15 protein-coding genes are annotated in these 21495 nt (G+C 45.4%); 1 reads left to right on the top strand and 14 read right to left on the bottom strand.

Annotated elements, in window-relative coordinates; all coding sequences use genetic code 11:
* Positions 1-36 precede the first annotated feature (36 nt).
* The 11 genes from LIX84_RS15495 to LIX84_RS15445 all read right to left on the bottom strand — a co-directional run bounded on the left by LIX84_RS15495 (position 37) and on the right by LIX84_RS15445 (position 14663).
* Positions 37-939 (bottom strand): immunity 49 family protein, encoded by a 903-nt coding sequence (locus LIX84_RS15495; protein WP_109168345.1) that lies wholly within the window; start codon positions 937-939, stop codon positions 37-39.
* A complete protein-coding gene (locus tag LIX84_RS15490; RefSeq protein ID WP_226421684.1) occupies positions 929-5320 on the bottom strand; it encodes an RHS repeat-associated core domain-containing protein in 4392 nt (1463 codons plus the stop codon). The genes LIX84_RS15495 and LIX84_RS15490 overlap by 11 nt, the downstream gene beginning before the upstream one ends.
* A 423-nt stretch (positions 5321-5743) precedes the next feature.
* Positions 5744-6160: a hypothetical protein gene (locus LIX84_RS15485; protein ID WP_053807413.1), complete on the bottom strand. Its 417-nt coding sequence runs from the start codon at positions 6158-6160 to the stop codon at positions 5744-5746.
* Complete coding sequence (locus LIX84_RS15480) at positions 6144-7196, bottom strand: formate dehydrogenase subunit gamma (protein WP_226421683.1); 1053 nt, start codon at positions 7194-7196, stop codon at positions 6144-6146. Before LIX84_RS15480 ends, LIX84_RS15485 begins: the two co-directional genes overlap by 17 nt.
* A gap of 14 nt (positions 7197-7210) precedes the next feature.
* Positions 7211-7819, bottom strand: a complete 609-nt coding sequence (fdh3B, locus tag LIX84_RS15475) for a formate dehydrogenase FDH3 subunit beta (RefSeq protein ID WP_005377536.1) — start codon at positions 7817-7819, stop codon at positions 7211-7213.
* 11 nt (positions 7820-7830) lie between these two features.
* Positions 7831-10686, bottom strand: coding sequence for a formate dehydrogenase subunit alpha (locus LIX84_RS15470; RefSeq protein WP_005396169.1), 2856 nt, complete (start codon positions 10684-10686; stop codon positions 7831-7833).
* 10 nt (positions 10687-10696) lie between these two features.
* On the bottom strand, positions 10697-10897 hold the full coding sequence (locus tag LIX84_RS15465) for a twin-arginine translocation signal domain-containing protein (protein WP_005396171.1): 201 nt from the start codon (positions 10895-10897) through the stop codon (positions 10697-10699).
* A 73-nt stretch (positions 10898-10970) separates the two neighbouring features.
* On the bottom strand, positions 10971-11597 hold the full coding sequence (locus LIX84_RS15460; RefSeq protein ID WP_226421682.1) for a TorD/DmsD family molecular chaperone: 627 nt from the start codon (positions 11595-11597) through the stop codon (positions 10971-10973).
* 9 nt (positions 11598-11606) lie between these two features.
* Entirely contained in the window at positions 11607-13268 is a 1662-nt protein-coding gene (locus LIX84_RS15455; RefSeq protein ID WP_031846250.1) for a 4Fe-4S dicluster domain-containing protein, read from the bottom strand.
* A gap of 308 nt (positions 13269-13576) precedes the next feature.
* Positions 13577-14206 (bottom strand): DUF3306 domain-containing protein, encoded by a 630-nt coding sequence (locus LIX84_RS15450; protein ID WP_226421681.1) that lies wholly within the window; start codon positions 14204-14206, stop codon positions 13577-13579.
* Complete coding sequence (locus LIX84_RS15445; RefSeq protein WP_025499918.1) at positions 14196-14663, bottom strand: DUF3305 domain-containing protein; 468 nt, start codon at positions 14661-14663, stop codon at positions 14196-14198. The genes LIX84_RS15450 and LIX84_RS15445 overlap by 11 nt, the downstream gene beginning before the upstream one ends.
* Positions 14664-14988: 325 nt before the next feature.
* Between LIX84_RS15445 and LIX84_RS15440 the strand changes: the two genes are divergently transcribed.
* Positions 14989-15822 carry a formate dehydrogenase accessory sulfurtransferase FdhD gene (locus LIX84_RS15440; protein WP_005396179.1) on the top strand — a complete coding sequence of 278 codons (834 nt, stop codon included), beginning with the start codon at positions 14989-14991 and terminating at the stop codon, positions 15820-15822.
* A gap of 361 nt (positions 15823-16183) precedes the next feature.
* Here LIX84_RS15440 and LIX84_RS15435 read toward each other — a convergent pair whose 3' ends face one another.
* From LIX84_RS15435 to LIX84_RS15425, 3 genes are all read right to left on the bottom strand, one after another.
* The gene (locus LIX84_RS15435) at positions 16184-17776 is read right to left on the bottom strand and encodes an ABC-F family ATPase (protein WP_012841837.1); all 1593 of its coding nucleotides are present in this window, start codon (positions 17774-17776) and stop codon (positions 16184-16186) included.
* 217 nt (positions 17777-17993) lie between these two features.
* Positions 17994-20033 carry a sensor histidine kinase gene (locus tag LIX84_RS15430; RefSeq protein ID WP_226421680.1) on the bottom strand — a complete coding sequence of 680 codons (2040 nt, stop codon included), beginning with the start codon at positions 20031-20033 and terminating at the stop codon, positions 17994-17996.
* Positions 20023-21474 (bottom strand): sigma-54-dependent transcriptional regulator, encoded by a 1452-nt coding sequence (locus tag LIX84_RS15425; RefSeq protein ID WP_226421679.1) that lies wholly within the window; start codon positions 21472-21474, stop codon positions 20023-20025. The genes LIX84_RS15430 and LIX84_RS15425 overlap by 11 nt, the downstream gene beginning before the upstream one ends.
* Positions 21475-21495 lie beyond the last annotated feature (21 nt).

Genomic DNA, 21495 nt, shown 5'->3' with positions numbered 1-21495 from the left:
AGGTGGCTTATATACTGAATTGCTAACTAAAGGAGTTTATCGAGTGATCTTCCCTGCTTTTACATCTTCTAGCCAACGCCCTTCAACAAGATAGGGTGGAAGCCAACCGGTTTCAACAGATAGACGGTTGCCTTTGTCGTACCACATACAAGCCATACCAAGCAAAGGGAAAGAGATGAAAGTTTCTATAGAAATCAAGTCCTCTGGCTTATCGAGCCTCATTTGGTATTTCTCTTGGAACTGAAGGTTCTTAATGAGTACTTCTTCAAAGTCATAACCGATGTCAGTTGTCAGGGCAGCAAAAGTTTCCAAAATACCCATGGCGATTTCTAACGCCCAATCATCACCCTGAGCAACTGCCGCGTCCATCGCGGCCACCAGTTTATCAGGGTAGTCTGCTGTACGGTGATGGAACGACTGAATGACGTCTACTAACATATAAGACAGCTCACCCGCTTTGGTAGAGCTCTGCCTCATCAAAGAAATTGGAAAGTTCGCCAATACGTCCATACTTGGCCTGTCACGCACAATTGTCGATATGAAATACATATCAATCCATCTATTAGGATTTATGCACCCCGTTTTTAAAATGCCTTCCCCGTCCCACTTTACTTCAGGATAGTCGAGAATCTTGATAGTTAATTCATCACTGGGATTCATAACAAGTTGATGATAACAGGTTCCCATTAAAGAAGTTTCGTAAAGACGTAATGTACAAATTTGTTCGTCTTCATGCGAGGTTTGAAACCAGGTATACCAGCGAACCTGGTCAATGGCGAAATCGCCAAGACTGACGAGGTTTTCCCGCCTGACTTTAAGGCCTTCTTTTCTGTTATCTAAAACCCGGTTTATAAATTTTTTCCGATTCACAATGGCTTGTGTGTCAAGTTCAGGATTTGCTTTTCGCTCTAAAAATTTGACCGATTTTTTACTTTGCATTTTGACTTAATCCTTTTGAATCAATTTTAAACTCTGCTACTTCTAGTTTTACGTCAGAGGCCTTCTCACTTTCAGGGATATTCGCTTGAGTATGTATATATCGAATAGTTCTGCCGGATAAAGCGGCGTATTGAATTTCGTCAGCAGCTAATTGTTCAGTCGTTCCTTCTTTATTTTTCGACATTAGCTTGGTGATTTCTGCAGTGTATTCCGTTGTCCCTTGCTGATATGCCATATTTCCGATCTTGCGGCTACCCAGCGAACTGCTGCCACCTTTGGCCTCAACAATGATAATTTCACCTGGTGGTGGCTCTTCCACCTCATAAACCATATCAAAATCGCCCGGCTTCGAAATTGAGGTTCCAATATCTTTGGGATGAAGCAGCTTAGCATTAGGACGTTTACTCCGGACAAAATCATCCGCGGCCAACTCACCTATTTTTGCAGACTGTTGGTTAATATTACCAATTTGAGCGTTATATCCCTCTTCGCCAGTTCGGGCGTCCATTGCCTCTTGACGCTCTTTCAAGCATTCATCAATTTTTGCTTTGTTTTTTTCTGTTAGCTCATAATCACTCATATTGAGTTCTGAGTTTTCTTTATACTCTGCTTTATTCAGCACAAGATCTTCAGTGAAGATCGTACAACCTTCATCTCCACCGACTTTCTCTGAGTCAAAAACATGCGCATTGACAAATTCCTCAATCCCAACAACATACTGAACTTCGTGCCTGCTGCCATCTGAATGATTGATATGACGATAAAAAGTAATTTCATTTTTCTCGCAATCAATATGGTCTAAATCGTATTCATATCGAATATTGTTTTTACCATTGGGTTTTCGGATTTTGACTTGCGAGCGAACGCCATCTTCTCCGACAGATGACTCTTTTGCTGCCTCTAAAATCTGATCGCAAACCTCTTGAGGGACGTTGTTTTGCGCCTGATACTCAGCCAGCATTTGCTGCAAGCGTTTTAGCCCTTCTTCACATAGGAAACCTGTTGGGTCAATCCACTGGATAGGGTTGATTGCATATTGGTAATGGTTAATGCCACCAGCAATAGATATCGGATCTTGTTGGATAAAGCGTCCTAGCTTAGGATCGTAATACCGAGCGAGGTTGTAATGTAAGTTGGTTTCTTGATCGAAATACTGCCCTTGAAAACGCAATGGATTTACTACTTTTTCAATATGTACATGAGCAAAGCCGTGAGCATCGTAACTTGCACTCCATACAACATTCCCCTCGCAATCGATCAGTCGCTCTGGTTTACCAACTTGATCGCACTGGTACCAATAAATAACGTCATTTTCTAGCAGTGCCACTGGCGTGTAGGTTTCTGGTTGATATAGGTACCAACGGAAAGCACCTGAAGAGCGTTCACCAATTAAACGTTCACCTTCCCACAGGAACTCCGTAACGCCTTGTTGTGTAATTTTCTTCGTTCTGCGCCCTAATGCATCATATTCATATTGACTGATACCATCGTCGGTGTGAACTTCAATGAGCTGATTTAACGCATCAAATACGCGAGTCTGAACGTGTCCTTGCCCCTCACGTTTTGTCTGATTTCCTTGCGCGTCATATTTGAACCGGACATCATCGTGCACTTCAATACGATCAGCGAATACCTCCGAAGATGGCAAAGTAGGATTGCCAAAACTATCGTATTCAAACTTAGTCACTTCTCCAGAAGCATTGACTCGTTTCAGTTGCCCTAAGGCATCGTACTGATAGTGTGTTGCTCCTGCCGTATTATCAATGATTGATGAAATACGGTTTTGCGCATTGTAAACGTACTTTTTCTCTCTATCAGACCAATGTTGTTCGACCAAACGACCAACACCATCATAAATGATGCGCTCATTAAAATGTGCCGTTTCAATTTGGGAAACTCGTCCCATTTCATCGTAATGAAATTTGATTTGAGGTAAATCTAGGTTTCCAAACCGAATCGCTGAAAAACGCCCATATCGATCATAAGAGAAGTTCAGCTCCGTATTATCTGGCAGTACCTGAGATACGCGTTGGCCAACTCTGTTAAACTCCTGCGCTATCTCAAACTGGCCTTGAATGCGCTTTGTTAAATGCCCGAATGAAGAGTATTGGTATTGCAATGTTTGATGGCGATTGGATGCGAAAGTAAGTCGCCCACCAAGCGTATAATTGAAGTGGCTCTCTACAATACTGCGACCATTTCCTGCTTTGACGTGCTTGAGATAACCTGCAGCGTCATAGCGGTATAGCACAGTCCTATCGGCGACTTGCTTACGATGGATCCGCCCCATATCGTCATAATCAAATTGGCTTTGTAGATTATCAAACCCAACTGTTCCTGATAGCTGGCCTTCATCGTCATACAGAAATTCGAGTTCTAAGCCGTCACTCCGAACTAATTTAGTCAGGTTACGTTGTTGATCGTATTCATAAGATATATGACTGCCATCGGGGAAGATGACTGCTTCTTGTTGCGCGAGTGCTCCCCACTGATACGAGGTAATGCCTGCTGGCGTTCGAATCTGAGCAACACGGCTGTGCTCATCGTAAGAATATTCTTCGCTATAACCGACTTTGTCTTCGTCGTTAAAATAACGAACTGATGTACGCCTGCCAAATTGATCATAAGCGAGTTGAGCAATACACCCATCGGGATAAGCGACGCCATTCACTAGATCTTCTTCGTTATAGCTGTAACGAAGTAATGTACCGTCTATTTCATTCGCGATAAGTCTTTGTTGTTCATCCCACCACCACTGACTTTTCTTACCATCTTCAGACTCTTTTTTGACGACTTGACCGTGTTTATCGTAATCATATTCCGTGACACAGCCGAACTGATCGGTATCCCAAACTCTTTGACCGAGGCTATTGTAGTAAGCCTTCTCGATATCCCCGTCAGGTGAAACCGTTTTAACTAACTTACCTAAGCCGTCATAACCATATTGAATTTCTTTGCCAGAGGAATGAAACTTAGAAACTAATTGAGCATGCTGATTATATTGATAATTGACCGTTGACTGATCAGGATAGATAGCTTGTGCTTTTCGTCCTAATTCATCATATTCCCATCGCCAAGTTTTACCTGTGGGGCTTATTTTCTCGAGTAAGTTACCCTGCTCGTCATGCAAGAAAGACCATTGATGATCTAACGAGTCAGAATAAGAAGAGTGATTTCCTTGATAATGGAAGCGATAGTCATAAATTCCTGCGTCCCCAACGTTCCTGATGCATTTCGCGTTAGCACCTTCGCCACCCCATTCAAAATAATGAGTAAAGCCAGTTGGTCGTACACGCTTAACAATTAAATGGCCGCGATACTGATACTGTTCCTTTAAGCCCAAATGATTAGTTGCACTGACCAAATCATCGTGCTCATCATAGGTATAAGTTGTCAGAACTTTTTGGGACTTTGCATTAAGCAGCTCTACAAGGCGTCCTTGCTTATCATATTGACATTCAAGAACCGGACGCTTGTTATATGCAATCTCGATCAATCGATGGTTTCGAGAATACTGCAGTTGAAACGTTGAAAACGTGCCATTTCTGACTTGTTTAACAAGCCAACGATCATCTTTCTGTTCAAATCGATATTGATGCCCATTAGCGAGCGTCACGATCCGAGTTGCTGAATTTAGGAAATAACAGCTCGCACCAGCGTATATCTGGTAACTTGTCGCTCCAATATCTACTGGCTCAAATTCTGTGATATCTGCCTTATCGTCAACAAACTTCCAAGCGATAACATTGTCTTTCTCGTCGGTCTTCTCGTGCAATTCAAACTGAAATGCATGTCGCCAACCAAAGCCCATTCCATGATTTACATCCGACTGCGATGAGCGGTAAGTACGCTGCCAAGTAGTGCCTTGTTGTAGCTCGATATCATAGAGTTCGAGAATTTCTTCACCCGTCACAAGTGATACAGGATCACCGGCTTTCTCATGTTTTTCGCTACTTTGTTGCTGAGGCTTAGCAGATGCGGCACTTCTTCCACTCTTTTTATTCGACTTCCCCTTCGATGGTTTTGCATTGACGGTATTTTGAGCCGGTGGAGGCGTAACCGCTGACGAGAGTGCGTAGTTTTCTCCAGTCGGTAAAATTCGAGCGACATGCAAGTCACCGTTCACCAAAGCATTGGCAAACGTTGAATTATAGTGTTGGGAAGTAAGCTCACCGTCAGGTATGTTTGGCTTGAATTGACCAATCAAATAGAACAAGTCTTCGACAGAGCGAAGGTCAAGCTCACCAAAGCTCTCAAGAAACTCTATTGCCTCTTGTTTGGTCACGAATGTTTTAGGTTCGCCGCTAGTAAGTAACTGACCTGAGAAGTGATAGCTTTCGCCAAAGCGATTCGTGATAGGAATGACGAATTGAGGGATCATAGCCGTAACGTGTTTGTCCTTTTCTTACCTTGCCGCATCATTTAGTGCTCGTTTCGCTCTTCTTATTTGTGAGAGCAAGATGCCTTAATCAAACATCCTCCGATAGAGATTCATCTGTATGCGTAGACTGAATGTATTGATGGCAATTTTCACGTATGCAACTCTTTGAATTTCTGAGCGCAGCGTACTTTAACGGGACGATGAATCCTGAGTAAATGAACAATAGCGTGAGTGAGACTAATGTCTCATCGCGACGCGATTTTTTTACATGTTTATTACTTAACTATGATTTTCTGCCCAGTTACGTAAATTCACTCAATAAGTTGCATCAAGTATCACCTGTGGGACTCAGTGCTTCATATTTGAGACATGATAGCAACAAAAAAACCGCCTATTACGGCGGTTTTGCTTAAAGAATACTGATTAAAGGTTTGGACCTGTCGATGGTCTGTGTGGTTGGTTATTGCTCAGTTGCTGCATCCCTTGAAACATTCGCATAAACCACACCAAGATGGCTAATGCAGCAAACACCATCCCTACCCAAGGAATAAAGTAAGCGATGGTTTCAAGCAAAGTACTATGCAACCAATAATCACTCACGCCAACGAGTACACCGTTAGAAGTCGCGACGGTGACGATCAACACAACAAAAAACGTCAGGTAGAGGAAGAAGGTGCGAATTAAACCGTAGTAATGAGAAATCACTACGTCGCTGTCTTCTCCCTTATCTAATCGGTAACCCGCATAGATAATTGCGATAACGCCTGAGATCAGAAACGTAAACGGGGTCAGACAGCTCAGGATGTACGCAACCCAAATCCCGTTATGAGGTTTGTTCATTCGCTTTCGCTCCTTTTGCTTCCGTTTGTGCCGTATTTGATTCGCCCATTGCTTCTTTGGACTTCACTTCCTCATACCAAAGATCGTGGTGTTCTTTCGCCCATGTCTCGTCAACTTCACCAGTCACCATGCCTTCTAACGCACCTTCCATACCGAATAGACCAATATAGATGTGGAAGATAAAGCCACAGATTAGAATCAGTGCCGAAATCGCGTGAACTAAGTTAGAAAGCTCCATGTCACGGCGAGTTTGGCCAAAGATAGGAAAATCTAGAACTAAGCCACTCACTGCCGCGATAGCACCAAAGAAGATCAATAACCAATAGATTGCCTTCTCGCCACCGTTTGAGAAACCAGCTGACGGATGTGTGCCTTTGTGTTTACCAACCATACCGCCCATTTTCATGAACCAACGAACATCAGTCATGTTTGGAATCGACTTGCGCCACCATTTAAAGAGCACGAGCATCAGCAAAATGAAGAACAAGGGTCCCATGTAATTGTGGTACTGCTTCGCCAACATGACGATAAAGCCCCAGAACTCAGTAGGAACGTACGGTTTTAAGAAGTGCTTACCGTAAACCAGCATCAAACCACTGAATGCCAACGTTAAAAATGTAAACGCCATACTCCAGTGAAGCGCGCGGTCTAAACGAGACCAACGTTTCATCTTTCTGCCAGTACGCGGCTTGCTTAGCATCAAAGGGCCAACGAATACGTAAGCCATGATTACCATTGCAATACTGCCGAAAATCGCGACAGCACCCGCAGGAGACATCCATTTCTCTTTTAGAATGTACCAAGTCTCACCAGGTTTACTGATTAATATGCCATGTTCTGGCGATTGAGACGTGGTGTAGCCTTCTTGCCCCTCTCTGACTTCGCGCCAATAGTCTGCCCCGGCGAGTTGCGTGATCTCCTGTTGAATAACTTTAGAAGATTGTTCTTCTGCTGAAGCAGGCATTGCGAAAGTCAGCAGCAATGCCGTCATCATTGACAGCATTGCTAGAGATGCACGTTTAAGCGTGTTTAACATGTGCCTCTCCTTACTTAGCTTTTCGTCGCATCGTAAGAAAGATCGTTTCCGTCTGTCCAACCTGCGTTTTTCGCGCCGCGTTCTACCACACGTTGACGGAAAATGTCAGAGACTTTCTCTGCGTCACCCGCAAGCAGCGCTTTTGTTGAACAAAGCGATGCACACATTGGTAACTTGCCTTCTGCGATACGGTTCGCACCGTATTTTTGGCGCTCTTCCTCAGAGCCAGGCTCTGTTTCTGGGCCGCCCGCACAGAACGTACATTTATCCATTTTGCCACGTTCACCAAACGCTTCTTGTTTAGGGAACTGAGGTGCGCCAAACGGACAAGCAAACAAACAGTAACCACAACCGATACACAGATCTTTATTGTGAAGAACGATGCCGTCTTCGGTATGTTCGAAACAATCAGCTGGACAAACTGCCATACAAGGCGCATCGGTACAGTGCATACAAGCAACAGAGATGGAGTTTTCACCAGCTTCACCGTCGTTTAGTGTTACCACGCGGCGACGTTGAATGCCCCATTCAAGCGCATCGTCGTTTTCGTTCTTACATGCAGTAACACAGCCGTTACACTCGATACAGCGCTTGGTGTCACATAGAAATTTCATTCGTGCCATTGTCAGACTCCTTACGCTTTACGAATGTTACATAGGGTTACTTTGGTTTCCTGCATCAAGGTAACCGGGTCGTAACCGTAAGTGGTTGCCGTGTTAGCCGATTCGCCAACAACGTAAGGCTGTGTACCTTCTGGGTATTTAGGACGTAGGTCTTCACCTTCGAACTTACCGCCAAAGTGGAACGGAATGAACGCCAAGCCTGGTTTCACGCGACGTGTTACCATCGCTTTCACCTTGATTCGTCCCTTCTCTGCACCTTCAACCCAAACATCATCACCATCTCTGAAACCAAGGTCGTTCGCGTCTTTCGGATTCACTTCAACAAACATTTCTTGTTGAAGCTCGGCAAGCCATGGATTTGAACGCGTCTCTTCACCACCACCTTCGTATTCAACCAGACGACCAGAAGTCAGAACGATTGGGTACTCGCCAGATTTGTCTTGCTCTTGAATGGATTTATACAACGTAGGAACACGGAAGATCGCATCTTTGTCGTCCCAAGTTGGGTAGTCCGTTACAAGGTCACGGCGCGGTGTGTATAGTGGTTCACGATGCAGTGGTACGCGGTCTGGGAACGTCCAAACAATCGCACGCGCTTTCGCGTTACCAAATGGAATACAACCGTGCTTGATCGCGACACGCTGAATACCGCCAGAAAGGTCAGTCTTCCAGTTTTTACCCTCTGCTGCCGCTTTCTCTTCAGCAGTTAGATCGTCCCACCAACCAAGTTGTTTCAATAACTTGTCAGTGAACTCTGGGTAACCATCTTTGATTTCACAGCCTTTCGAGTAACTGTCTTCTGCAAGAAGGCTCTTGCCTTCGAATTCCACACCAAAGCGCGTACGGAAGTTACCGCCACCTTCTGCAACCGTCTTAGACGTATCGTACAGAATGTGTGTGCCTGGGTGTTTCATTTCCGGTGTACCCCAACATGGCCAAGGTAGACCGTAGGTTTCACCGTTGACAGGGCCACCTTCCGCTTCCAATGTGGTTTTGTGGAACGTATGCCAGTTTTGTTGGTGCGCTTTCAAACGCTCTGGGCTTTGGCCTGTGTAACCAATCGTCCACATGCCTTTGTTGAATTCACGCGTTAGGTCTTCAATCACCGGCTGGTTGTTTTCAACACGGATGTTTTTGAACAGAAGATCTGAATAGCCCAGTTTCTTCGAAAGCAGGTACATGATTTCGTGGTCTGGTTTTGATTCGAACAAAGGTTCAATCACCTGATCACGCCATTGTAGAGAGCGGTTAGAAGCGGTAACACTGCCGTATGTTTCAAACTGCGTTGTTGCAGGCAGCAGGTAAACGCCGTCGGTACGGTCGTTCATTACCGCAGCAACAGTTGGGTATGGGTCCACGATCACCATCATGTCCAGCTTCTGCATCGCTTTTTTCATCTCAACACCACGTGTTTGAGAGTTCACTGCGTGTCCCCAGTAGAACATTGCACGGATGTTTTCGCGTTGACGAATGTTGTCTTTGTTTTCCAGTACACCATCAACCCAACGGGATACAGGAATACCTGCACTGTGCATTGGTTTCTGACCGCTATAAGCGTTGTCATCGAAACGACCTTTAATCCATTCGTAATCGATTTCCCACACTTTTGACCAATGACGCCAAGCCCCTTCAGAAAGGCCGTAGTAGCCCGGTAGCGTGTCAGAAAGTACGCCAAGGTCGGTTGCGCCTTGTACGTTATCGTGACCACGGAAGATGTTTGCGCCGCCGCCTGATTTACCAATGTTACCAAGTGCTAGCTCAAGCACACAGTAAGCACGTGTGTTGTTGTTACCGGTAGTATGCTGAGTACCACCCATACACCAAACGATACAGCCTGGGCGATTTTCAGAAAGCAGTTTTGCTGTTTGGTAAACGTCTTCTTCGCTTACGCCTGTTACACGCTCAACTTCTGCTGGCGTCCACTTCGCTACTTCAGCACGGATTTCATCCATACCGAATACACGTTGACGGATGAACTCTTTATCTTCCCATTGGTTTTCGAAGATGTGCCACAACACACCCCAAATGAATGCTACGTCAGAACCAGGACGAAGTGATACATAGTGATCCGATTTTGCTGCCGTACGTGTACGACGAGGATCCGCTACGACGATCTTACAGTTGTTCTTCTCTTTTGCGATCAGAATGTGCTGCATCGCTACTGGGTGTGCTTCAGCTGGGTTTGAACCAATGAACAGCATCGACTTACAGTTGTGCATGTCATTGAAAGAGTTGGTCATCGCACCGTAACCCCAAGTGTTCGCTACACCCGCCACTGTTGTTGAGTGACAAATACGCGCTTGGTGGTCAACGTTGTTAGTGCCCCAAAGTGATGCCATTTTGCGGAACAAGTACGCTTGTTCGTTGCTGTGTTTTGCGCTTCCCAAGAAGTAAACCGAATCAGGGCCAGACTCTTTGCGGATGTCCATCACCTTGTTACCGATTTCTTCGATCGCTTGATCCCAAGAAAGCTTTTTCCACTTACCGTTTTCAAGCTTCATTGGGTATTTAAGACGGCGCTCACCGTGACCATGTTCACGCAGTGCTGCGCCTTTTGCACAGTGACCACCGGCGTTAAATGGGTGGTCGAATGCAGGCTCTTGACCCGTCCAAACACCATTTTGAACTTCTGCGTAAATACCACAACCCACTGAACAGTGAGAACAGATAGTACGTTTTACTTCTGTTTTCGCTTCTGGATCGACGGATTTTGCTTGCGCTTTTTTCATCATTCCCGGTGCGAATAGACTAGCACCAACCACTGCGCCACCAGCGGCAAGCGAAGTGTTTTTCATGAATGCACGACGAGATACGCCAAGCTGGTTCGTTTCTTTGCTCACACTGTCGGAGCGTTTGACAAGTTTCATCCGTTATCTCCTAAAGTGTGTCGTAGTAATCGCGAATGTGTTGAGTTTCACGATACCCTTTCTTCTTCACGTCTTTTTCAGAAGGCTCAACCGTTTCTGAAGCAACGGCCACTTTCGTGGTTCCCGCAACAACAGCACCAGCAACGGCAGCGGTTGTGAAGCCTTTTAGGAGATCCCTACGGCTTGTGTTTATTTCTTTATTATCTTTCATCATTGCTTCCTTACCTTACGGTAGATCTTTGGAGACTCATGCCTCTCTATCGATATGACCAAGTACTGCTCGATTACTCGTAATCAGTGACGTTTTTCACATCAATTTTTAATTTGCTCTTACTGCTTTTGGTGTTCACGCTAAAGCGCACTTGCTCTAACGTTAAAAACGCATCGCAAAGCTGCGCAGCTGGCTTGTAGAAGTTCACGCTTTCGGCGTTCTCTAGTTGGCGCGTAAAAGATTGGAACCAAGGGGCGATGTGTTTGTTAAACACCGCTTGTTGAAGTTCTCCCTCTTCACCCGTCAGCATTGCCATCACTTCGCATAGTGCAGAAATATGATCTTCAGGCTCTTTCACGTTCTCTTCTCGTTCGATGCCTAAAAGTTCCAAATCGCGACGAATTTCCGCTAACGGTTTTTCCATCATCGAGCCAGTACGATGCCAAGACCCGAATGGCACAACTTCACCACGTCCAATGCCAATAAACAGATCTTGATATTCTTCTTCTAACGCTTCTCGCTGCGCTTCGTTCGCGGCTTGTTGCAGTGCGAGCCAAGCTTTTTGCATCGCGCTCTCAGACGGTTCAATTTCTAGCGATTTCAAGAACGCCAGCATTTCCTCACTTGGCGCACTACGAAAAAGTGCGGATAGAACGAGATAAATGTCCGTTCTCAGTGTTTGTTCTTGTTGTGTATCCACTGCGAGCTCCTAGTATTTCAATTGATTCATTGGATCAGCAGCCATCGATTCAAACATGTCGATCACACGACAGTCTTCACACATGGCGATGCGATTAATGGCAGCTTCATCAGAGAAATGAGAATGACCACGAAGCTTGTTTTGCAGCATGTCGATCATCGATTGCGGAGCAAAAGGCTTGTGACAGCGAATGCACTCGGCTGCCTTTTCTTCATGAATCACAACCGCTTTCTGGCGTTCTTCTTTCACCCAGTTCATACGAGGAGTAAGCGTCAGCACTTTCTCTGGACACGCTTTCTCGCACAGCCCACATTGAATGCAGTCTTGCTCGACGAATTTAAGCGACGGAGATTGGCCGTCCGTATGCAATGCACGTGTTGGACACACCGCCACACAGCTCATGCACAACGTACAATCTTTGCTTTCACAAGAAACAGTGCCGTAAGGAGCATTCGCTGGCAGTTCAACAATGTTCTCAACTGGAATACGTGATGCTGACAACGCATCCAACGCCGTAAATAGACGCTGACGTTTGTTACCTTGCAAGTCTCCTAATGCCAAATCAAAAGACTCGGTACAGAGTATCGGAGCACCTTCACGTAATGACTCTAGATACAAAATGTCGATGGTTTCTTTGGCGATACCAAGTTGGTCGAGCAGCTCTTGAGCAATACCTACTTCGCTATTAAGCACACGAATAATGGTTTGAGGCATAAAACGCGAAGCCGCAAATAGCACCTGAGTAGCACCGTTCACAAGCGCGGCGAACCAAGTATCTATACCAACCGAAGGCAGTTCTTCCACCACAATTGGAATCACATTATCTGGCAGTGCTTTTAGTGCCATCACGTTGTAACTCTCGTGGCGAGAACTACAAATCAATACGATAGGATCTAAACCACCCGCTTGCTCATAGTTGGCTAGCGTACGTTCAATAAACTTTTGTGTATCTTCGGGGTTTGGCAATGCGTAATGAATAGCTTCTGTCGGACACGCCGTAGCACAAGTGCCTACGCCTTGACATAGGTATGGGTTGATCTCGATGCGATGGCCCGTTTTGTCGCTGCCTTCACTCGATAGCGCCCCTGCCGGGCAAGCATCCACACAACGTTCGCAACCTTTTACGCCACGAGAGCTATGTGCACATAGATCGGTATCTAAACGGAAGAATTTCGGTTTATCGAATGTCCCCATCAAGGTTGGAATTTCTTCCAACGCCTCAGCCAGTTTCGGATAGCCACGACCAACTGGGTAGTAGCCCGGTACTGGTACTTCTTCCGACATGCAGCTGTTTAGGCAAAGATCGAGTACGATATCGAAACAATCGCTATTGATCGCGACCTTGGCAAGATTGTTGGTCGAACCATGATTTTCAATCAGAACTTCAAACGTACCTAAGAACCCTGAAACCTGAACCGAATTGGCGTAATAAAGCTCGGGATTTGTGCCCTTTTCGCCATCGGTAGAAAGCAGCGTTAGGCTGTTCATTTGCGACAATTGCGCTGCCGCACTTTCGATGATTGCCGTTGGGCCCACAATCAAAGTATTACCGCCGCTTTCATAGCTTACGGTTGGTGGAATAAGATTGGTCAACTCTACGGTATTTTCGAAAGCGTACAGCCTCGCTTTACCGTTATTGGAAGTTGCTTGTTCTAATAATTGTTTCAGCATTGCTCAATTCCATTTATGAACATGGATAGTCTTTTCCATCTCTTAGTGTAGTTAGCGCCGGAGATTCTGCTGATTAACTTATCAATGAGCATTCTTATTCCGCCATCTATAGGCGATGAATACTACGCAGTGCGTCCGTGCTAACTTCAACCAGATTGGTATTGAGCAACAAATAGCAAATGTCATGCCAATAAAATATCAATTAAAATTCAATCAGTTAGACATTTTACCGACAAATAGTAGGGATAAAAAAACCGGTTGAGACATTTTGTCCCAGCCGGTTCATTGAGTGTTTAGTCAAAATGTACCTATTCTTTGTGTGGTATATTTTGTCTCACCTCGTTAGGCGGTGATTCCTCAGCAAAAGTATCACTTTCACCAGATGCTGTATTTATATACAGTTCATTTTCATCTTGGGTAATTCCGGCACTTTTTTCGGCGTTTAGTTCTGAGTCTTCAACCACCTCAGATGCGATATCGTCAGCGTTAAGTTCAGATCCTTGCGCCGTTTCAGCGTCTGGTTCTTCTTCCACTTTTTCTTTAACCCAATCACGCAGCGTCTCTGCGACGTCTTTAGAAAGTGACTTTAAGTTACTGTAATCATCATCGTAATCGTCTAGGCCATCACGCACGTTAAATTCTTCGGACAAGAACATTTTGCGCAGCGCGGCTTTCTTGACGCTTTCTGAAGCTTCAGAAACCAGCAGTTGCGCTACAGACATTTCTTCGGGCTTTTCAGACTCTACACTCGCGGTAATGTCTGGAGCCTGACTAATCTCATTGACGTTCAAAGCGTCTGAGCTTTCGTCAGCGTTTGAAAGCGCTGTGACACTATCTTCGGATTGCTCCGTCTCTGCTATCGGCGTGATCTCTTCATCATGTTGGGAAGATTCTTCTAATTTACGTTTCGACCAACGGCTTAAAAAACTAGTTGCCATTTGCTCTGCCCGCTCCTTTGCGTTTCTTACGTCTTACTTCTAACAACTCACCGTGTCGACCGATAAAGGCTTCCATCCAAGCCTGAACGGCTAACGGCATATCGTTGGATAGTACAAGGTTGTCGCCATCCATATATTGCGCCGCGACAGATTGTGAAGCCGTTAGTAGCTGTATCGCTGGTTTTTCACCAGACTCGACGTTATCCATCACTAAAAAAAGTTTAGGTTGCTGAGAGCTTAAGTTAAAGCGGTAGTCTGTACGCTCGTCTTTGTGTAATTGCAACAGACAAACATCGGGAGTCTCTTCCGTCGGATTTAGCGCAAATCCCGTCAACTGCCATTGGGTTGTTACCCAAATCCCTGTACTGATCTCATGCTCAACAAGCTCTACGCCAATTGGCCATGCGTCTTCGGTCTTCTCGTAGTAATTGTTCTCGAAATCTTTCTTATCCGACATAACTCACCCAGTTTTTCTATTTTGGTCTGAAAGCAATCAGGACACTTTGACCTTACTTTCGACCATTTTATTGACTTACAAGCAATAAACGAGCCACACTGATAAAGCTTAGCCTATTCATGTCCTCTGGCTATAAGTACCAAACTAGCCGAAACTCAAATGTACTGATGTGTCATTACTGCGAACTCGCAGTTTTAATGCATTGTTGACATAAAACCTCGCAATTTTTGTGGGAACCGCTATTTTGGAACGAGATTTGCTTTGCTAACCACTTAGCAAGCTAAATGCGTAGCAACCTAACGCTCTTAATCACTAGGACACGACTGTGCTGAAACCAAATATTATTAAAACCAGTGAAAATCCCCTGCAAACCATCGAAGTCGATGTGTACGACGAGTACGGCGAAAAGCTCACGAAGCAAATCGCGTGCGAGCGCCCTCTTACGGTCATGCTGAACTGGAAAGAAGTAGTCACGCTCATGACGCTAGGTTCGCGTCCAGAAGCGTTAGTACTAGGTTATTTGAAAAACCAAAGCTTCCTGTCCGATCCAGCAGCGATTGAGTCCGTCATTATTGACTGGGAAACGCATTCCGCAGCAGTGATTACTAAAGAAAATACCGAACATTTAGAAGGCGCTCTGAAAAAGAAAACCGTCACATCTGGCTGTGGTCAAGGCACCATGTATGGCAATGTGATGAAACAACTTGAGAACTACCAAGTGCCTCAAGTTCCGCTTAAGCAATCAGAAATCTACTCCGCACTAGAAGCGTTGACTCATTACAACGACACCTACAAAAAAGCGGGCGCGGTGCATGGCTGTGCGGTTTGCAAAGGCAATGAGGTATTGTCATTTGTGGAAGATGTCGGCCGTCACAACGCAGTGGATACGCTTGCAGGTGAGATGTGGCTCAAAGAAGAAACAGGTGAAGATAAAATTTTCTACACAACTGGTCGCCTTACTTCAGAGATGGTGATTAAAGTGGCCCAAATGGGCATTCCTGTTCTGCTTTCTCGCTCTGGCGTTACTCAAATGGGGTTAGATCTTGCGAAACAATTTGGCATTACGACGATTGCGCGAGCAAAAGGTTTACGCTTCCAAGTATTTACCGGAGCCGACAAGATTGAGTTTGATGTGAAAGGCGAAAGTGCATCTCGTTAACGAGAAAATAATACAAAACCGTCGATTCGTGTAAACTTATAACAATTGGGATAAGTAAATCATCACGTTATGAAGGCTTAATTAAACGATATAAGTCAGAAATAGCAACATGTGTTGTAGCAATACAACGCTTGCTTTAATTGATGCTAACTACAGCTCATTCACAAAGGATGTGAACTATGGACAATGACCAACTGTGGAATTTTTTGCTCACGCCCAGTGGCATCATGCTCTCAATGATCATTACATTTGGTGTCGTCGGCATATATGCGTATATAACCGGTCAATTTAAGGATTAAGACCAATATAAAAAGCCTCGCTAAATAGCGAGGCTTTTGCTTTTTAAACGCTTCGCGAGTAATTACGCGTCAACGCCACGAGATTTTAGGAACTCAGAGTACGTGCCTTTGAAGTCCGTGATCTTGCCATCGCGGATTTCGATAATACGCGTTGCTAGCGAGTCTACGAATACACGGTCGTGAGATACGAAGAACAACGTGCCTTTGTATTGCTCAAGCGCGGTGTTCAAAGATTCAATCGATTCCATATCCATGTGGTTGGTAGGTTCGTCCATTAGCAGCATGTTTGGCTTGTGCATCATCAGCTTACCAAGCAGCATACGACCTTGCTCACCACCAGACAGTACTTTTACTGACTTTTTAATGTCGTCTTGACCAAACAGCATACGACCAAGGAAACCACGAACGACTTGCTCGTCATCACCTTCTTGACGCCATTGACCCATCCAATCCGTTAGGTTCATGTCTTCTGCAAAGTCATGCGCGTGGTCTTGCGCGTAGTAACCGATGTTTGAGTTTTCAGACCATTTGTACTCACCCGCACGCGGTTCAAGCACACCAGCAAGCGTGTTTAGAAGTGTTGTTTTACCCACACCGTTCTCACCGATGATCGCAACGCGCTCACCCACTTCAAAAATTGCATTGAAGTCTGAGAACAAGTCCTCTTCGAATCCTTGGCTTAGGTTTTCAACAATCAGAGCGTTACGGAACAGCTCTTTCGACTGCTCGAAACGAATGAATGGGTTTTGACGGCTAGACGCTTTAACTTCATCCAGTTTGATCTTGTCGATTTGCTTAGCACGAGATGTCGCTTGTTTTGCTTTCGATGCGTTTGCTGAGAAACGTGCAACGAACGTTTGTAGCTCAGCAATTTGTGCTTTCTTCTTCGCGTTGTCGTTTAATAGACGTTCACGAGCTTGAGAAGCTGCTGTCATGTACTCATCATAGTTACCTGGGTAAATGCGCAGTTCACCGTAATCCAAGTCCGCCATGTGCGTACATACTGAGTTTAGGAAGTGGCGGTCGTGCGAGATGATGATCATGGTGCAGTTACGCGCATTTAGCGTGTCTTCCAACCAACGGATCGTATCCATGTCCAAGTTGTTGGTAGGTTCGTCAAGCAGCATAACGTCTGGGTCTGCGAATAGAACTTGCGCTAGAAGCACACGAAGTTTCCAGCCCGGCGCCACTTCACTCATTAGGCCGAAGTGCTGCTCCATTGGAATACCCACCGCAAGAAGAAGCTCGCCCGCTTTGGCTTCTGCCATGTAGCCGTCCATTTCCGCAAACTGAACTTCTAGGTCAGCCACTTTCATGCCGTCTTCTTCACTCATTTCAGCAAGTGAGTAGATGCGGTCACGCTCTTTCTTCACTTCCCATAGCTCTTTATGACCCATGATAACGGTATCGATTACCGTAAATTCTTCGTAAGCGAACTGGTCCTGGTTTAGTTTTGCAACGCGCTCGTTTGGATCGTAACTCACGTTACCGCTGGTTTGCTCAAGCTCGCCGCTGAGGATCTTCATAAAGGTTGATTTACCACAACCGTTAGCTCCAATTAAGCCGTAGCGATTACCTTCGCCGAACTTAACTGAAATGTTTTCGAATAGCGGCTTAGCGCCGAATTGTTGAGTAATATTCGCTGTGGAGATCAAAACCTTTACCTTAGCAATTGGGGTGTATTTAGAAAAACCGGGCAACGGTACTTGTTCATGCTACATACTGCAAGTGTTGTTTTTATTAATTCATCGCTAGTGAAACCATCGCAGTGCTTCTTCAAAGCAAAAAGCTCAAACACAAATGCGTCATTGAATACAAAAAAGAGCCAGTATTATAACTGGCTCTTTCTTCCGTAATGCTTACAACAAGTGACTAAGCGATATTCGTCACCTCTAGGATCAGCTCGGCTTTTTTAGGTAAATAAATACTGAATTTACTGCCCTTTCCCCATTCCGACTCGGCTTTTAGCTCACCACCCGTTTGGCTGAGGATACTTTGAGAGACCGACAGTCCCAATCCAGTACCCTCTCGCTTCGTCGTGTAAAATGGTGAGAAGATTCGATTCAAGTTTTCTGGCTTAATACCGCAACCCTCGTCAATAACATGAATCGCGGCTCCTTTCACTTCGCCCTCGTCAATCCAGTCTTCACTGACTACGGTTAACGTGCCTTTGCCGTTCATTGCGTGAATGGCATTCATTTGCAAATTAACTAAGATTTGTAGCAAGTGGTGACGGTTTATCTCAACGGACGTATGCGCTTGTAGATCAGTCACAAACTCGACGTCGCGTTTCTTGGTGCCCGTTTTAACCAAGGTGATGCTTTCATCAATGATAGGATTGACATGTTGCCAAGTGATTTCATCTTGAACACCACCTTGGCGACTGTATTGCAATAAACTGCGCGTGATATTGCGAATACGGTCGATTTGCGCGTGAATCGCATCAATCTCTTCTTGTACTCGACTTGCATCGTCACCCAACTCAAAGTGGATCAACTCCACGTTGCCAAGGATCACGGCGGTTGGGTTATTAATTTCGTGAGCAATCCCCGCGGTGAGTTCTCCCAGTGCTGCCAGTTTTTCATGAACAACGAGTTTGTCGCGGGTTTGGTTAAGCAATTGAATATGCAGCTCTAGATCTTGGGTTTTTTCTCTAAGGCTCGCTGTACGCTCTTGAACTTTGCATTCAAGTTGCGCTGCGGAGTTCTTCAGTTCAATTTTGCGCTCTTCTAGCGCGTCTAACATATCATCAAACTGTCTGGCTAATTGTGCGAGTTCATGATCGGCATCCAATCCCAACGGACCAATCCGTTTTTCTTTTCCTTGTTGGACCTGCTTCACCACTTTATGGATACGTTCGATCGGTCGAAACAGATCATAAGAACCGCGATATACCATCACGCCGGAAACCAGCAATAACATAACCGTAATCAAGCTAATTTCTGCAATGTTGGTCATGTAGGCTTTAACGAATGGCCACATTAGGTAACCGGTATAAAGCATACCAATGACGTTGTCGTATTGGTCTTTGATCGGTTGATACGCCGTAATATACCAAGCGTCATACACATAGGCTCGGTCAACCCACTGCTCACCTTTTGAAAGTACTTGGTTATACACTTCTGCGCTCACGCGAGTGCCTATGGCGCGCCCTAGCCTATGCTCGCTGTCTAGAGGAACGTTGGTACTTACACGCAAATCATCAAGAAATACGGTCAACGTGCCAACCGGACGAAGGCGATCATTATCGCTGAGATAGATTAAGTCGCGAATTTGATCTACCAATACAGTACTGTTATTGAGAAGCAAACCACCATCAAGAAAGCCGATCAAATCATTCGTTTGGCTATACACAGGAATCACGGTTCGACTGACTAACCCACGCGCTTCCATGCCACCATCAGCAAGAATAGGCACTTCCGCTCGTTTAGCGAGTTCAGGATCGAGGCGTTCGAGTTCATCTTTATTGAGTACATCAAAAAACGATTCTCGCTTAGTGAGATCCATAAAGCGGAATTTGTTTTCCATCGAGTTGACGCGTTGGAAAGAGAGAAAATCTAAAGCATATCTTTTCTTCTGCTCAGTGACCCACTTTTGCAGCTCATCTTGCGGTATCCCTTGATTGATGCGAATACGAAAATCGTATGAGTCAGCAAACGCACGTACGTAATTCGATTGCTTTTGCTGTAACAACGTTACGCTGTTATTCGCAACACCAAGACGCTCAGAAACATCAAGCAGTGCATTTTGCCACGTATAATGGATGGACCAATAAATGGTAATCCCGATCAGGGCTATCAAAGTGAGGAAGATAGGTGCGGAGGTTAAAAATAATAAGCGATAACGCACCATAGTTTTAAAACGGTGCGTCCATTTCGACAATCCTTTGTGCTGCGGGCCGTTAGTCGGCATATTCCTCATCCTCAGAATCCCATTCTTTATACTTACGTTCTAAGGTCTTACGCGCCACGCCTAAGTCACGAGCAGCGGCTGATTTGTTGCCTTCGTGCAAGTTAACGACCTGTTTTATATGTGCTTTTTCGACTTCTTTAAGTGTCCAGTTGTTTGGATACCCCTCGCCAGTGAACTCTCTACCTTCTTTAAACGTCGGTAGTTCAGCAGAATGAGAAACGGTAATCGACACATTAGGCAATGAGTGTCCACCATTTAGCTCCCGCCAATAATGCGCAGGCGGTTTGCCAAGCAAAATGCATCGCTCAATCAAGTTTTTCAGTTCACGAATATTGCCTGGCCAATCGTACTCACTCATGGCTTCCATGTCCTCGTGCGCCCATTTTGGCGCAGGCATACCAAGCTCCCGCGTCAGCATATTGCTGAAAAATGGCACTAACTCAAACAAATCGGTTTTGCGCTCACGCAGAGGACACACTTCGATTTTGAGCACATTCAAACGGTAATACAGGTCACTGCGGAAGTTGCCTTGGTTGACCTCTTCTTGCAGGTTTCGGTTGGTTGCAGCAACGATACGGACATCAATGCTGATTTCTTTTTCTGAACCAACAGGACGGATAGTACGCTGCTCTAACACACGCAATAATGATGCCTGCATTGCAAGTGGCATTTCCCCAATTTCGTCAAGAAATAAGGTGCCACTGTTCGCAACACGGAACAAACCTTCACGAGATTTTTTCGCACCGGTAAACGCCCCCGATGTATGACCAAATAACTCACTTTCAAGTAGCTCTGGCGCAATGGCGCCACAGTTGATTGGCACAAATGGGCCCGTTCGCCCACTCGCTTGGTGAATACCTCGCGCAACCAGCTCTTTACCCGTACCCGACTCACCTTCGACCAAAACAGAAGCACGCGACGGTGCAAACTGGTTAATAAGCTGCTTAAGCTGACGCGTTTTTTCTGAACCACCGATGATCTCGGAGGTATTGTGACGTTGGTAATCGCGCTTCATGGCGTACTGCATGCGCTCGTTCAAACGGCGATCCATACAGCGGCTGACCGCTTTTAGCATCTGCTCAAGGTTGAAGGGCTTGAGGATAAAGTCAGAAGCACCAAGTTGAAGTGCGCGAATAGCAATCTCTAAATCCGCATAGCCCGTCATGAAGATCACATCGGCACGTTTGTCGTCTTCTTCAAACGCTTCTTCCCACTCAATCCCAGAGCGCCCCGGCAGATTAATATCCAGTAAAATCAGATCATAATGTCGAGAATTACGCAGTTGCTCTGCTTCTTCGATGCTGCCAGCAGTGTCGACATGTGAGAAAAGCTTCCCCAATGCCTTTTTCAAAATGGCTTGCATGCCCAATTCATCATCAACGACCAGTACGGAAAAGGCGTTATATTGTTGGTTTGTACTAATATGGGATTGAGTAGACATATTTACCCCAGATGGCTTCGG

This window comes from Vibrio sp. E14, from assembly GCF_020515785.1.
Classification (GTDB): Bacteria; Pseudomonadota; Gammaproteobacteria; order Enterobacterales; family Vibrionaceae; genus Vibrio; species Vibrio diabolicus.
This window is presented reverse-complemented; position numbering and strand designations above follow the sequence as displayed.